This window comes from Vibrio sp. JZG120 (assembly GCF_053890955.1).
Map to the genome: position 1 here is coordinate 40,581 of NZ_JBSRRK010000012.1, position 14,704 is coordinate 55,284.

The 14,704-nt window shown below is 47.1% G+C and carries 8 protein-coding genes; 6 read left to right on the forward strand and 2 right to left on the reverse strand.

The annotated features are described in order from the left end of the window. Positions 1-4: 4 nt before the first annotated feature. Genes ACWPOD_RS19750 through tldD form a run of 3 tightly spaced genes read left to right on the forward strand, consistent with a single transcriptional unit; the run spans position 5 to position 6,198 of the window. Positions 5-3,886, forward strand: a complete 3,882-nt coding sequence (locus ACWPOD_RS19750) for a YhdP family protein (RefSeq protein WP_167426222.1) — start codon at positions 5-7, stop codon at positions 3,884-3,886. Between the two features lie 33 nt (positions 3,887-3,919). Continuing rightward, entirely contained in the window at positions 3,920-4,741 is an 822-nt protein-coding gene (locus tag ACWPOD_RS19755; protein WP_167426223.1) for a carbon-nitrogen hydrolase family protein, read from the forward strand. 11 nt (positions 4,742-4,752) lie between these two features. Continuing rightward, positions 4,753-6,198 carry a metalloprotease TldD gene (gene tldD / locus ACWPOD_RS19760; RefSeq protein WP_047009150.1) on the forward strand — a complete coding sequence of 482 codons (1,446 nt, stop codon included), beginning with the start codon at positions 4,753-4,755 and terminating at the stop codon, positions 6,196-6,198. Positions 6,199-6,265: 67 nt separating this feature from the next. Here the strand turns inward: tldD and ACWPOD_RS19765 are convergent, their stop codons facing one another. Next, on the reverse strand, positions 6,266-7,642 hold the full coding sequence (locus ACWPOD_RS19765; protein WP_006742346.1) for a PhoH family protein: 1,377 nt from the start codon (positions 7,640-7,642) through the stop codon (positions 6,266-6,268). A 560-nt stretch (positions 7,643-8,202) separates the two neighbouring features. On the opposite strand from ACWPOD_RS19765, the gene rapA reads away from it, so the two are divergent. Further along, positions 8,203-11,112 (forward strand): RNA polymerase-associated protein RapA, encoded by a 2,910-nt coding sequence (gene rapA, locus ACWPOD_RS19770; protein ID WP_006742347.1) that lies wholly within the window; start codon positions 8,203-8,205, stop codon positions 11,110-11,112. A 108-nt stretch (positions 11,113-11,220) separates the two neighbouring features. Here the strand turns inward: rapA and ACWPOD_RS19775 are convergent, their stop codons facing one another. Next, a complete protein-coding gene (locus ACWPOD_RS19775) occupies positions 11,221-12,486 on the reverse strand; it encodes an NRAMP family divalent metal transporter (protein WP_164666940.1) in 1,266 nt (421 codons plus the stop codon). A 342-nt stretch (positions 12,487-12,828) separates the two neighbouring features. Here ACWPOD_RS19775 and rluA point away from each other — a divergent pair, with 342 nt between their 5' ends. Then, positions 12,829-13,581: a bifunctional tRNA pseudouridine(32) synthase/23S rRNA pseudouridine(746) synthase RluA gene (gene rluA / locus ACWPOD_RS19780; RefSeq protein ID WP_167426224.1), complete on the forward strand. Its 753-nt coding sequence runs from the start codon at positions 12,829-12,831 to the stop codon at positions 13,579-13,581. A 93-nt stretch (positions 13,582-13,674) separates the two neighbouring features. After that, a complete protein-coding gene (locus ACWPOD_RS19785; protein WP_150919491.1) occupies positions 13,675-14,637 on the forward strand; it encodes a D-2-hydroxyacid dehydrogenase in 963 nt (320 codons plus the stop codon). Positions 14,638-14,704 lie beyond the last annotated feature (67 nt).

Here is a 14,704-nt window from a genome sequence, read left to right on the forward strand (position 1 = left end):
ATTTGTGAATTCTGGTGTTAACCGTTTTGGGCGTTTTTGTGCGTGGAGTTTAGTTACTGTACTGGTGTTATTGGCCATATTAGTAACCACACTGCGCGTCACATTGCCACAACTTAACCACTTCCAAGATGAGATCAAAACCTGGGTCAAGCAGGACACAGGTTTTGACTTTTCTATCGCCAACGTCGCAGGGACGTGGCGCAATAATCACCCCTCGATCGCGCTACTCGGTTTAGAAGCGAACCTGCCGAATATTCAGGATGCACGCTTTGCCGTTGAAGAAATCCAAATTGAATTCGATCTCATTCAATCTCTTTTGCAACTCAAACCGGTGGTCGCAGACCTCACCATCCATAACCTCGCTCTGGATATTCACACCGTAGACATTCTGCCGACCTCTAGTCGTCAAGAGCAGGAGTCGAGTGTGGATAAGAGCGAAGTGAAGCTCATCGACCAACTCGACTCACTTCTTTTACGTCAGTTTGAAGACTTCACCATTACCGACTCACGGATTTGGTATAAATCGGTATCTGGTGAGACTCGCCGTTTGGATATCGAGCAGCTCCGTTGGAGCAACCAAGGCAAGCACCACTTAGCCGAAGGCACCGTGAACATTGCCGATGTTCGTCTGAATTCATTGTTAGTGAGCGCTAACTTTAAAGATCATGGTTCGCTACGTGATGTGTCTGGTGAGTTTTACGTAAGTGCCCAAGATGTCTCGGTGACGCCTTGGTTAACCACTTACATGCAAGAAGAATCGGGTGCTGAGTCGGGTAAGGTCAGCTTAAACACTTGGCTGACGCTGAAACACAGCCAACCGAATGATGCGTATGTTGAACTGTTGCCTTCTGAGCTCGTGTGGAATGAAAACGGTCGTCATGAGCTGTTTATCGAGTCAGGTATTTTCAATCTTCGACCAGATAAACAAGGTTGGAAAGTAAATGGTCACTCACTTCGGATCCGAACCGACAACACCCCTTGGCCGGAATTAGACGCAGCGTTTGATTGGCAACCGAATGGTTGGACGCTCAACCTTTCTCAACTCGATATCGAAGCACTTATTCCGCTCATCAAATTGGCTCCAGAGTCAGAATCGACCAGTGACCTTATCAACAAATTGGCACCGAAAGGCCGAGTTGAAGATGTTCGCTTGTCCATGAACGGTGGTTTAGACACGTTACGCTACTCCGCGGAACTGGATGAACTTGCGATGACGCAATGGGAACTGCTACCAGGATTCCATCATGTACAGGGCAGTGTATCTGGTGATTTAGATCAAGCCAAAGCGAAAGTAACCGTCATTGATGATGTATTTCCGTACGGTGATGTATTTCAAGCTCCGCTGAATATCAAACAAGGTGAAGTCGATATTATCTGGCAACAAGATGAGAGTGGCTGGCGCTTGTGGTCTGATAAAGTGACGGCAGCGACACCGGATCTTCAAGTACTAGGAGCATTCCGTCTTGATTTTCCAAAAGAACAAAGCCCATTTTTATCGTTTTATGCTGAAGCAGATCTCTATAACGCAGGTGAAACATGGCGTTACCTGCCGACTCTGGCACTTGGACAAGACTTAACGGATTACCTATCGACTGCGATTCAAGGCGGTAAAGTGAATACGGCTAAGCTGCTGTGGTATGGCGAGTTAGGGGATTTTCCTTACAAAGATCATAATGGCATGTTTCAGGCGTGGGTCGGTTTAAAAGACGCGAAATTTAGCTTTGATACGGCGTGGCCAACCATCACTGATCTGCAGCTGGACTTGCTGTTTGAAAATGATGCCATGTATTTGGATTCAAAGTCCGCCACGCTAAATGGTGTTCATGCCAAGCGTATTACTGGGCGAATCCCTGAGTTGGCGGAGGGTGGACACATTGAGATTGAAGCCAAAGCGAGCGCGCCGGGTAATGAAGTTCGTGACTACATGATGGCGACGCCATTGGTGGACTCGGTCGGGGCAGCGTTGACGGCGCTGCAAGTGAGTGGTCCGGTTTACTCTGAGTTCCAGCTCAACATTCCGTTTGATTTTGAAAAAGAGTCCCGTGCTTGGGGTTATGCCGATTTAACAGAAAACCGTGTCGATATTGAAGCGCCGCCAATGACGCTGGAGAAAGCCACAGGGCGTATCCACTTCGATAATGATGTGGTCACCACATCGGGTTTGTCTGCAGAGTTGCTTACCCAGCCTATCTCCCTCGATTTTCGTGGTGAGAGTGCGGAACAGGGCTACAATGTGACGATTAATACATTAGGGGATTGGGACGTTGAGCCTCTCAAACCTTATGTTGGTGAGCGTTGGTTAAAGCTTGTTTCTGGGCATGCGCCGTGGCAAATGGACATTGACTTACAACTTAATGATGTAGGCTTCACCTATCAACTTGATGTGTTGGCGCAGCTAAATCGTTTAGCGAGTCAATATCCCTATCCGCTAGCGAAACAAGTTGGCGAGTCCGGGCAAGCAAAACTACAGGCATCCGGCAACCAAGAAAGTATTTCAGCAAGACTACAGATACCAAATGCTAAGTATCAAACCGAGATAGATATAACTGGCGAGGTACCTGTTCTGACGGCGACTCATTTAATGGTCGGCAAAGGTGGTTTCAGGATCAGCCCTATTGTCGGACACGATGCATCAGTGCGTGTCGCTGAGCTTAATTTAGACCAGTGGGCAGAGCTGCTTCAGGGCTCGGAAGGTAAGCAATCCTCATCTGTTCTGGCAAGCATGAAGACGCCGAGTATTCCATTGCCTACACGGATTGATGTTGAAACGCCAAACTTGCAGCTTGGTGGGATTGAGTTTCATGATGTGGACTTCTCCGCAAGCAAAAAGAATTTGAGCTGGCAACTCGATGTGGACAGTCAAGAGGTTAAAGGTAAGGCTAACTATCTGAAGCCGTATGACTTATCGGTCTCTTTGGAGCACTTGCACCTGTATATTCCAGGGTTTGAAGAGATGACCAAAGAGCGCAGTTCGCTCTTTGCCAGTGAGGATCAAAACGCGCCTTTGATTACCAATTTTGACCGCCAGTTTCACGCTGAGATGCCAAACTTAACTTTGAACATCGATGATTTTTGGTTGCAAGGTTACAAAGTGGGGAAGGTGAATGTTGATTTGCAGCGTCGCGAGAACCGTTTGGAGTGGAAAAATATCACCTTTAGCAGCGGCAAAAACCGCATTGATATGAGCGGTTGGTGGGATCTGACAAAAGAGAGTAGCCATTCCAACTTAACCATGAAAATGAAAGGTGATAACAACACTGATCTTATGGAGCGCTTTGGTATCACATCGGGTATTCAGCAGGCACCATTTGAGATCAATGCCAATATGGAGTGGGACGGCGCGCCTTGGTCGATGAAGACACAAACCTTGCAAGGGAATGTCTCAACGGAATTTGGTAAAGGCGTGATCAGTGAAGTCAGTGGTGCGGCACGCTTGTTAGGTTTGTTCAGCTTGGATTCTATCATCCGTAAGATGCAGCTCGATTTTACCGACGTATTCGATAAAGGCATGGCGTTTAACTCGATCACGGGCACGGGCAAAATCCAAGATGGCGTGTTTATCACCAACGATATCGTGATGGATGCCTTAGCAGGAGAAATGCAGATCCGCGGCATCGCCAATATGAACAGCAGAATGGTCGATGCGGAAGTGAAGTTCACCCCAGACATCACATCAGGCCTACCAATGCTGACCGCGTTTGCAGTAGCGCCACAAACCGCGTTGTATGTTTTAGCCATCTCAACAGTGATTTCTCCGGTGGTTGAGGTCTTCACTCAAGTCAATTATGAAGTGAAAGGCCCACTAGACTCACCAACGGTAAAAGAAATTTCTCGAAGTAAAGGTGAATACAAACTGCCAGAAAAGCTGCGTGAACAGGCCAAATAACTCACCGACTAAAATGGAATAGGGAGGAAACACATGGAACGTGTTGGCATTATTCAAATGACATCGGGTCCAGATATCACTGCGAATCTGGACTTTATTGAAAAACAGTGTGCTTTGGCGAGTAAGCAAGGTGCCAAGCTTGTCCTTACCCCTGAAAATACGGTGCTGTTTGCCAACCGCGAAGCGTACCATCAACATGCAGAGCCACTTGGGAGTGGCGTGATTCAACAGCGGCTCTCTGAAATCGCAAGAAAGAACCAGTTAACACTGATTGCCGGAAGCATGCCCATTCAAACCGCAAAAGGTGTCACGACCACAACGCTTGTATTGCCGCCGCACGGTAAATGCATTGCTCACTATGACAAACTGCATATGTTTGATGTCGACGTAGCCGATGGTTATGGTAGTTATCGTGAGTCGGACACGTTTATGGCGGGTAATCAAATAGTCGTGGCGGAAACCGATATCGGCAGCGTTGGATTGAGCATCTGTTACGATCTTCGTTTCCCTGAGCTTTATAAAGTATTACGCCAAGAAGGCGCGGATATCATTGTGGTGCCTGCTGCGTTTACCGCTGTGACGGGGCAAGCTCACTGGGAAGTATTATTGCGAGCTAGAGCGATTGAGACACAATGTTGGATTTTGGCAAGCGGACAAACTGGAACGCATCCATGTGGACGAAAAACATGGGGACACTCAATGGTCGTTGACCCTTGGGGACGTATTCATAAACAGCTTCAGGATGAAGTAGGCTTATTGGTGACAGAGATAGATTTGTCACAAAGCCAACAAGTAAGGCAGAATATGCCGCTGACTCAACACAGTCGCTTTCAAAATGAATTGAGACGGAAATAAAAGAGCTAACTATGAGCACAAACCAAATAGAACAGGCACTCCTTGCCCCAAATGGTCTGACAGAACAAGACATTGCTGATACGCTTGCCAGCATTGCGACACGCCAGATCGATTATGCGGACATTTACTTTCAGTCCAGCTGGCATGAGTCTCTGGTTCTAGAAGACAGCATCATCAAAGATGGCTCTTTTAACATTGATTGTGGTGTTGGTGTCCGCGCCGTAACTGGCGAAAAAACAGGCTTTGCCTACTCTGATCAAATCCAGCCTGAAGGCCTGAAGCAGAGTGCAATGGCGGCGCGCGGTATTGCTCAGCAAGGGCAAAATGGCAAAGTTCATGCGTTTAAACGTACGGAGAACCAAGCGTACTACGCGGCTGTGAATCCACTAGCTGAATGGGAAAAGCAGCAAAAAACAGAATTACTTAAGTCTCTAGATGCTTACATCCGCACTAAAGAACCATTGATTAAAGAAGTCTCGATCAGCATCAGCGGTGTGCATGAGCAGATGCTTGTTGCGGCAACAGACGGTACTTATGCAGGCGATATTCGTCCTTTGGTACGTTTGTCTATTAGCGTGCTCGCTCAAAAAGGTGAACGACGTGAACGAGGTAGCGCTGGTGGCGGTGGCCGTTTTGGTTACGATTTCTTTTTAACGGAAAGCAATGGTGTGAAACAAGCTTTCCATTATGCAGACGAAGCGATTCGCATGGCGTTGGTTAACCTTGAAGCAGAAGCCGCACCAGCAGGCATGATGCCAGTGGTATTGGGCTCAGGTTGGCCAGGCGTATTGCTACATGAGGCGGTAGGTCATGGCCTAGAAGGTGACTTTAACCGTAAGGAATCTTCGGTTTTCTCTGGCAAAATGGGTCAACAAGTGACGTCTTCACTGTGTACCATTGTTGATGACGGTACATTAAAAGACCTTCGTGGTTCACTCAATGTGGATGATGAAGGGGTGAATGGCCAGTACAACACGCTCATCGAAAATGGCGTGCTGAAAGGTTACATGCAAGACAAGCTAAACGCGCGGTTAATGGGTGTGAACCCAACAGGTAACGGTCGTCGTGAGTCTTATGCACATTTGCCGATGCCGCGTATGACCAACACCTACATGCTTCCAGGTGAACATACGCCAGAAGAAATCATCTCGACGGTAGAGAAAGGGTTGTATGCGCCAAACTTTGGTGGCGGTCAGGTGGACATTACTTCGGGTAAGTTTGTGTTCTCCGCATCGGAAGCGTACTTGATTGAAAATGGCAAAATTACGCGCCCTGTTAAAGGTGCGACGTTGATTGGCTCTGGTATTGAAGCCATGCAACAAGTGTCGATGGTTGGTAACGACCTAAGTATCGACAAGGGCGTTGGCGTATGTGGTAAAGCAGGTCAAAGTGTGCCAGTTGGTGTTGGTCAGCCGACCTTGAAATTAGACTCACTGACGGTGGGTGGCACTGAGTAACTCATTCGAATCGTTATAACAAGAGCGCTCATTAGAGCGCTCTGTTGTTTTTGTGAGTCGATGTCGACTACAGGTTCTCTTCGGCAAACTCTGCCAAGCGGCTACGAACCACGCCGTTAAGGTGAATATTCGCGCTGCCTTCAAAGTTCTTGAAGCGTTCAACCATGTAGGTCAAACCAGAGGTCACAGGGGTGAGGTAATGGGAGTCAATCTGCGCCAAGTTACCGGAGCAGACGATTTTGGTTCCTTCGCCGCAGCGGGTGATGATGGTTTTGATTTGTGAAGCGGTGAGGTTTTGACACTCATCAAGCAGCACAAACGCATTTTGAATAGAACGGCCACGCATAAAGTTGATCGATTTAAACTGAATATTGGCTTTATCGCAGATGTACTTCAATGAGCCTTCAGTGCAGTGATCGTGTTTATGTAGCGCTTCCAAGGTATCGGTCACCGCCGCTAACCACGGCATCATTTTCTCCTCTTCTGAGCCGGGTAGGAAGCCGATGGATTCTCCGATGTCTGGCGTGTTACGCGTCACGATAATTTTATCGAACATGCCTTTTTCAATGGTTTGCTCCAGTGCTGCTGCCATGGCTAATAGCGTTTTACCACTACCTGCTGCACCAGTTAAAATCACCAGGTCAATATCCGGGTCAAGTAAGGCATCCAACGCCATTCCTTGGTAGATGTTTTTTGGTGTGATGTCCCAAGCCTTACGGTGCATCATGCGTTCTCGGCTCAGGTCGAGTAGCGTTAATTTGTCTTCATTGATGGTTTCCACGCGGCCAGCAAAGTCGCTGTCTTCATCAATCACATATTGGTTAATAAAGGTTGGTTCAAAAGGTTCACGACTGAGCTTGTGATAGGTTTTTCCGCCCAGCGCATAACTTTCTACTTCCTCAATATCACTCCAGAAGTCCCCCTCACGCAGTTGAAAGCCTTTGGTGAGGTATTGAATGTCGTCAATCAGTTGATCGGTTCGGTAGTCTTCAACAAAACGTACGCCAGCGCCTTTGGCGCGCAGACGCATGTTAATGTCTTTCGTGATCAGTACCACTTCACGTGGTGCTCGTTTGTTTTGCAGATAAAGCACCGCATTGAGTATACGGTTGTCACCGGCTTTGTCGGCGAAGGCTTTGACGGTTTCCTGCAGTTCAAAATCCGCCAAAATGGAAATGGTGCCTTGGTCGGGGCTGTCTTTCGAAACAGGAATACCTTCAGAAATTTCATCGGGCGTTGCTTCTTTAAACAAATCTTCCAAAGCGCGAATAGCCACGCGAGCATCTCTTGCGACATCGCGTTTGCTGTCTTTGATTCGGTCGAGTTCTTCCAACACGGTCATGGGGATAACGACATCGTGTTCTTGGAAAGAGAAGATGGCAAAGGGTTCATGAAGAAGAATGTTGGTATCAAGTACAAACAGTTTCCGATCGGTATCGCCCATAGCGTCTCCTTGCCGTAATACGGCTCTGCATGCGAGTGGTTAGGTCGTTCTCAAATAGGTGTGAAGCGGCCTAACTCTGATTGCTTGCAATAGAGGTTGTCGGGCTGATGTCGGTTAGTGTGCAACCGAGTAGCAAGACAACTTACTGCAAACCCGTGTTGATCCTAATCGTGTACTAACGCGCTTAAATCATATGCAATGGTTTTAAACGCCCCTCACTAGAAGTATACGTAATATTTACGTTCTACAACTTAATAATTGGCATGAGTATTTTACAATTTGATTGCATTTATAGTTTGGGAAAAAAAGTTTCCGCTTGATGCGGTTTCGGCGTGACCTAAATCACAGCTTCAAGTAAGATTAGCGACCTTTTTCTGCTTATAGGCTACGTCCGATTTATCATGTTGAACTGGCTTAAAAATACTCAGTTCATACTGGAATGACGAATGCTATCGGCATAGCAGAAGCCAGAATCAGATCTAAACTATTATCCATGCCTACGGGCATGAGTAGACCAACAAGAAACACGAATCAAGAACTAATAACGAGGTAGTCAATTCATGACATTTGCTTTGGGGCAGCGCTGGATTAGCGATACGGAAAGCGATTTAGGTTTAGGTACCGTTGTAGCAATGGATGCTCGTACTGTGACATTGATGTTTGCAGCGTCAGAGGAAAACCGAGTTTACGCACGTAACGATGCACCTGTTACCCGAGTCACCTTTAATGTTGGTGATGTCATCGACTGCCAAGAAGGTTGGTCTCTAAAAGTTGAAGAAGTACTGGAAGACGAAGGTCTATACACCTATTTCGGTACTCGTGAAGACACGCAAGAAACCGCCGTTGTTCTGCGTGAGATTTTTCTGAGCAACCAAATTCGTTTTAATAAACCTCAAGATAAGTTGTACGCCGGTCAAATCGACCGAATGGACAACTTTGTTCTGCGTTACCGTGCGCTAACCAACCAGTTTGAGCAGCATAAGAGCCCAATGCGTGGCTTGTGTGGTATGCGTGCTGGTTTGATCCCTCATCAGCTTTACATCGCGCACGAAGTTGGCCGTCGCCACGCGCCACGCGTATTACTGGCGGATGAAGTTGGTTTGGGTAAAACCATCGAAGCGGGCATGATCATTCACCAGCAAGTGCTGTCTGGCCGTGCAGAACGTATTTTGATTGTGGTGCCTGAAACACTGCAGCATCAATGGCTGGTTGAGATGATGCGTCGTTTCAATCTGCATTTCTCTATCTTTGACGAAGAGCGCTGTATCGAAGCTTTTGCGGATGCAGAAAACCCATTTGATACCCAGCAATACGTGCTGTGTTCTTTAGACTTCCTACGCAAGAGCCGCAAGCGTTTTGAACAAGCACTGGAAGGCGAATGGGACCTATTAGTTGTCGATGAAGCGCATCACCTTGAGTGGAGCCAAGATAAACCGAGCCGTGAATACCAAGTGGTAGAAGGTTTAGCTGAACGTACTCCGGGCGTACTGCTACTGACGGCAACGCCAGAACAGCTTGGTCGTGAGAGCCACTTTGCTCGTCTGCGTTTGCTGGATCCTGACCGTTTCTACGATTATGAAGCGTTTGTCGAGGAAGAAGAGCAATACGCACCTGTAGCGGATGCGATTACTTCACTTTTCTCTGGTGAAAAACTGCCTGATGAAGCGAAAAACCAGATTACTGAGTTGTTGTCTGAACAAGACGTAGAACCACTTTTCCGCATTATCGAAAGTGAAGCGGACGAAGAAGCGAAAGCGTCAGCGCGCCAAGAGTTGATCGACAACTTGATGGATCGTCACGGTACGGGACGAGTTCTGTTCCGTAACACACGTGCGGCTATCAAAGGCTTCCCTGCGCGTAACGTGCACCTGATGCCAATGGATATTCCACCGCAATACACCACGTCAATGCGTGTTGCTGGGATGATCGGCGGTAAGATGAGTTCTGAAGCACGTGCGATGAAGAACCTTTACCCGGAAGAAATTTTCCAAGAATTTGAAGGCGATGATGCAAGCTGGTGGCAGTTTGACTCGCGCGTGAATTGGTTACTTGAAAAGGTAAAGGAGAAGCGCAGCGAGAAAATTCTGGTGATTGCCTCTCGTGCAAGTACGGCTCTGCAACTGGAGCAAGCGCTGCGTGAGCGTGAAGGCATTCGTGCGACCGTCTTCCATGAAGGTATGTCGATCCTTGAGCGTGACAAAGCAGCCGCTTACTTTGCGCAAGAAGAAGGTGGTGCACAGGTTCTGATCTGTAGTGAAATCGGCTCTGAAGGCCGTAACTTCCAGTTTGCCAACCAATTAGTCATGTTTGACTTGCCGTTCAACCCTGACTTGCTTGAGCAACGTATCGGTCGTTTGGACCGTATCGGCCAGAACCGCGACATCGACATTCATATTCCTTACCTGAAAGGTACCTCGCAAGCCATTCTTGCTCGCTGGTTTGATGAAGGTTTAAACGCTTTTGCAGAAACTTGCCCAACAGGCCGTGCCGTTTACGATAAGTACTCTGATGATCTGATTGAAATCCTTGCTTCTGGTGACACCAGCACGCTAGATGAGATCATTGAAGCGTCAGCAAAAATGAATAAAGAGCTGAAATCCCAATTGGAGCAAGGCCGTGATCGCCTGTTAGAAATGCATTCAAATGGCGGAGAAAAAGCACAACAAATCGTTGAGAAAATTGAATCAACCGACGGTGATACCAATTTGGTCACCTTCGCACTTTCTCTTTTTGATACGATTGGCTTGAACCAAGACGACAAAGGTGAAAACGCACTGATTGTGACCCCATCTGAGCACATGATGGTACCAAGCTACCCAGGCCTGCCATACGAAGGGGCGACGATCACGTTTGATCGTGATACGGCTTTATCTCGTGAAGATATGCACTTTATCAGTTGGGAGCACCCAATGATCCAGGGTGGTATCGATCTTCTGATGAGTGAAGGAGTGGGTACGTCTGCGGTATCTCTTTTGAAAAACAAAGCGCTACCAGTAGGTACCATTCTTCTTGAGTTGATTTATGCGGTAGATGCGCAAGCACCAAAACGTAGTGGCATCGCGCGCTTCTTACCGAAAACGCCAATCCGTTTGATGATGGACTCGCGTGGTAATGATTTGTCTGCTCAAGTGGAATTTGAAAGCTTTAACCGCCAGCTCAGCCCTGTAAACCGTCACTTAGGCAGCAAGTTGGTCACGTCGGTACAGAAAGACGTACACCGCTTGATCGAAGCGGGGGACAATCTTATCGAAGCGAAGGTTGAGGAAGTACGCAAGCAAGCTCATCAAGATATGCAGCATAGCTTGAATGCAGAACTTGAGCGTTTGCAAGCACTGAAAGCGGTAAACCCAAATATTCGTGACGAAGAAATTGAAGCCATTGATGCACAAATTAAGGAGCTCACTGGTTACATCAACCAAGCTCAAGTGCAGCTCGACTCGCTACGTTTGATTGTGGTGAGCCACAACTAAGTAAGCATTTATTGTTCATTAAAAAAGGTCTTCAGTTGAAGACCTTTTTCTTTATTTGCGGTTTAGTTTCTTTATGCGGAATGCATTAATCACTGATAGCTACCTCATTTACATCAACCACTTCCACCAGATAAACACAGCCAAGAAGCCAAACAAGTAAATCAGGCCTGCAATCGACAACCACTTCAGTTTAGGTCCAACAGCCAAAGGCTCAGGTAACTCGGTTTTGCTCACTAATGTGTAATTTAGCAGAGCAAAGAATGGCGTGGTCATAAAGGCGAGGATCATCGCAAAGTTCAGCATAGGCAATAACGCAGAAGCCCAGAAAACCACAATACCTAATGCAAGTAAGGCGACCACCAGCATGATCGCTGATGTGGTTTTAGGGTTAGTGTCTGGTTGTGAGCGCAGTAGACGTTGAGAGTCAGAAATAACGCGTGAGTAGCCATCAATAACGGTAATCGTGCTGCCAAAGATACAGAAAAACGCAATTACCGCGATCAAATAACGAGACCATTCGCCAATTGTTGCCGCATATAAGCCAACCAATTGGTGGGAGAAGCCAACGCCTGAGCTTTCAAGTGCAACGCCAGAGCCATAGAGCATCAAAGAACCTAACGATACAAAGATAATGGCAAGAAAAGCCGTGCCAATGTAACCGACATTAAAGTCAAATAGAGCAGAGCGATACGTTACTTCTTGCTGGCTTGATTGGCGTTTTAACCACGCAGAGGTTAAACAGGAGATCTCTATCGGTGCAGGCATCCACCCCATTGTTACGACGATAAAGCCAATTGCCGCAATAGACCAAGGTGACGGTGGCTCGAAGTTGGCCACTTGCTCAACAGGGTTACCAAAGGCGATAGAAACGGCAAGTAAAGTCGCGATGGTTAACACCGACATGATCACCTTAGATAACGTATCGAGCGCTTTGTAATGTCCAGCAAATAATATGATCAGGCAGGTGACAATCACAATGATACTGAGTGATGCCATTGATAGTGAAAACGGAATGAAGTAGCCCAGCAAGCTAGCACTAAACATCAACAAAGCGGCGGTATTGATTACGGCTGAGACCACGCTCAGAAATAGAAATAGCCATAGATAAGGCCGACCTAATTTCGCGTAGCCCTCAACCAAGGTGAGCCCTGTCCCCATGGTGTACTGTACGCCCGCTCGGAAAAAAGGGTATTTAAACAGGTTTACGAGCAGAATCAGCGCCGCCAGTTGCCAGCCATAAATCGCCCCCGCTTTGGTTGATGCGACGAGGTGAGAGCCACCCACCGCAGCAGATGCCATTAATATGCCGGGGCCTAGCGAACGAAAAAATAAGGAAAGTTTGGATTGGGGTTTATCTATAACGGCGGAGTCCATTGCTTATTGTCCTTTTTATCTTATGTACCTTTCTAAAGAGATACATACCGCAGTACATGACAAGCTGAGCGCTCGCCCTATACTGCGCAACGGTAATGTCTTTTAAATGCTGTGTTTTGATGTATTTATTTTAAGTATTCTTTGCGAATATCATGCTGTGTGCATCTAGCACTCTATTCAGTTACGCGTCTTGTTGTCAAACTAAATTTACAACGTGCTATTTTTAGTTTTTATGCTAAAGGATTGACTTTGTTTTATTGGTTTGAACTTTTCGTCATAACCCTGCATTTGGGTGCTATTTGGTTATATAATCGCGGCGTTTTTATTTTGTAGAGATCTCCCATGGCAATGCTTGAATATACCCCTCCCACCGACCCTTGGGTCGATATCGTTTTTGAGGATGACGACATTCTGGCAGTGAATAAGCCATCTGGGTTACTGTCTGTCCCTGGTCGCCTTGAAGAGCATTACGACAGCATGTGGAGCCGCCTCAAGGAGGAGCATCCAGAAATCCAAGTTGTGCACCGCTTGGATATGTCGACATCAGGGTTGATGCTACTGGCGAAAAACAAACCTGCGGAGCGAGCATTAAAAAAGCAGTTCCAATATCGTCTCACCCACAAGGTGTATTACGCACGTGTCTGGGGACATGTCGAGCCGCAAGAAGGGAATATTGACCATCCATTAATTTGTGATTGGCCAAATCGTCCGCGACAAAAAGTATGCTTCGACGACGGCAAACCATCTCAAACTTTATTCCAAGTGGTGAAGCGTGAAGTGCACCCTGATGGCACCCATACGACCGTTGTGCGACTACTGCCCATTACTGGTCGATCGCATCAGTTACGCGTGCATTTGATGGCGATTGGTCATGCGATTGTGGGTGATGAGTTTTATGCAAGCGAAGAGGCGTATCAGTTTTCAGAACGTTTAGAGTTGCACGCTGCGGAGCTAAGTTTTTATCATCCAGCTACGGATCAGCTGAGCAGTATTTTTGTACCCTGTGACTTTTATCCTGAAGCCGAGGCGGCGATCTTTAACTATTTTTCGCCAGAACGTACATTGCCTGATTATAAAACGTTGCCACACCCTTAATGCCAACCGCAGTCAACAACGGTTCTTTCTAGTTCGCTATTTCGTTACTGTGGTTGATGTATCCTGTCTTTCAGCCGTGAACAAGGAGTTGTTATGTCTTTGCCGACCATCGTATTTTTGGACCGTGCGACCATCCCAGAACATATTGAGATCCCACGACCTAGCTTTCAGCACTACTGGTGTGAGTACGACTTAACCGCGCCAGAGCAGGTAATAGAAAGGTTAGCAGGTGCAGATATCGTGATTAGCAATAAAGTCCTGCTTGACCAAAATATATTAGAGCAACTACCACAATTGCGGATGATCGCGGTTGCCGCGACTGGTTTTAACAACGTCGATGTGGACTACTGTGCTAAGCATGATATTGCGGCTGCCAATGTACGTGGTTACGCGACGCGTTCGGTACCTGAGCACGTGATTGCGATGCTGTTTGCTTTACGCCGAAATTTATTTGGTTACCATCAAGATATTGCCGCTGGCGAATGGCAGCGTAATAAGCAGTTTTGCTTTTTTACGCACCCAATCGGGGATATAGGTGGTAGCACGCTAGGTGTTATTGGCAGCGGCGCTTTAGGGCAAGCGACAGCACAGTTAGCTGATGCGCTAGGCATGCAGGTGATCTTTGCTGAGCGTAAAGGTGCATCAGAATGCCGACCTGGTTATGTGCCGTTTGAGGAAGTATTGAAACGCTCTGATGCGTTAACTTTGCATTGTCCGCTCAACAAGCATACTCAGAATTTGATTGGCAAAGCAGAATTGCAGCAAATGAAGCCCAACGCCATTCTAATTAATACGGGGCGTGGAGGCTTGGTGGATGAGGAAGCGTTGGTGGATGCCCTAAAACAGGGAGAAATCGCTGCGGCTGGTTTTGATGTTTTTACACAAGAACCAGCTGATGAAAGCAATCCGCTGATTGCCAATATGAATTTACCCAATTTGCTACTTACACCGCATGTTGCATGGGGCAGCGACTCATCGATTCAACGTTTAGTGGAAATCTTGATTGAGAACATTAACGCTTTCGAGCGCGGAGAGCGTATTAATCGCTTGGTGTAACGCTGACATTTAAGTAAAAGATAAAAAAGCAGACATCATGTCTGCTTTTTTCGTTAATTGAATGCTC

Excerpts from the sequence above, each read along its gene's own strand:
- ACWPOD_RS19775 (WP_164666940.1), bottom strand. The coding sequence starts at position 12,486 with ATGGACTCCGCCGTTATAGATAAACCCCAATCCAAACTTTCCTTATTT.
- ACWPOD_RS19755 (WP_167426223.1), top strand. The coding sequence starts at position 3,920 with ATGGAACGTGTTGGCATTATTCAAATGACATCGGGTCCAGATATCACT.
- rluA (WP_167426224.1), top strand. The coding sequence starts at position 12,829 with ATGGCAATGCTTGAATATACCCCTCCCACCGACCCTTGGGTCGATATC.
- tldD (WP_047009150.1), top strand. The coding sequence starts at position 4,753 with ATGAGCACAAACCAAATAGAACAGGCACTCCTTGCCCCAAATGGTCTG.
- ACWPOD_RS19765 (WP_006742346.1), bottom strand. The coding sequence starts at position 7,642 with ATGGGCGATACCGATCGGAAACTGTTTGTACTTGATACCAACATTCTT.
- ACWPOD_RS19785 (WP_150919491.1), top strand. The coding sequence starts at position 13,675 with ATGTCTTTGCCGACCATCGTATTTTTGGACCGTGCGACCATCCCAGAA.
- rapA (WP_006742347.1), top strand. The coding sequence starts at position 8,203 with ATGACATTTGCTTTGGGGCAGCGCTGGATTAGCGATACGGAAAGCGAT.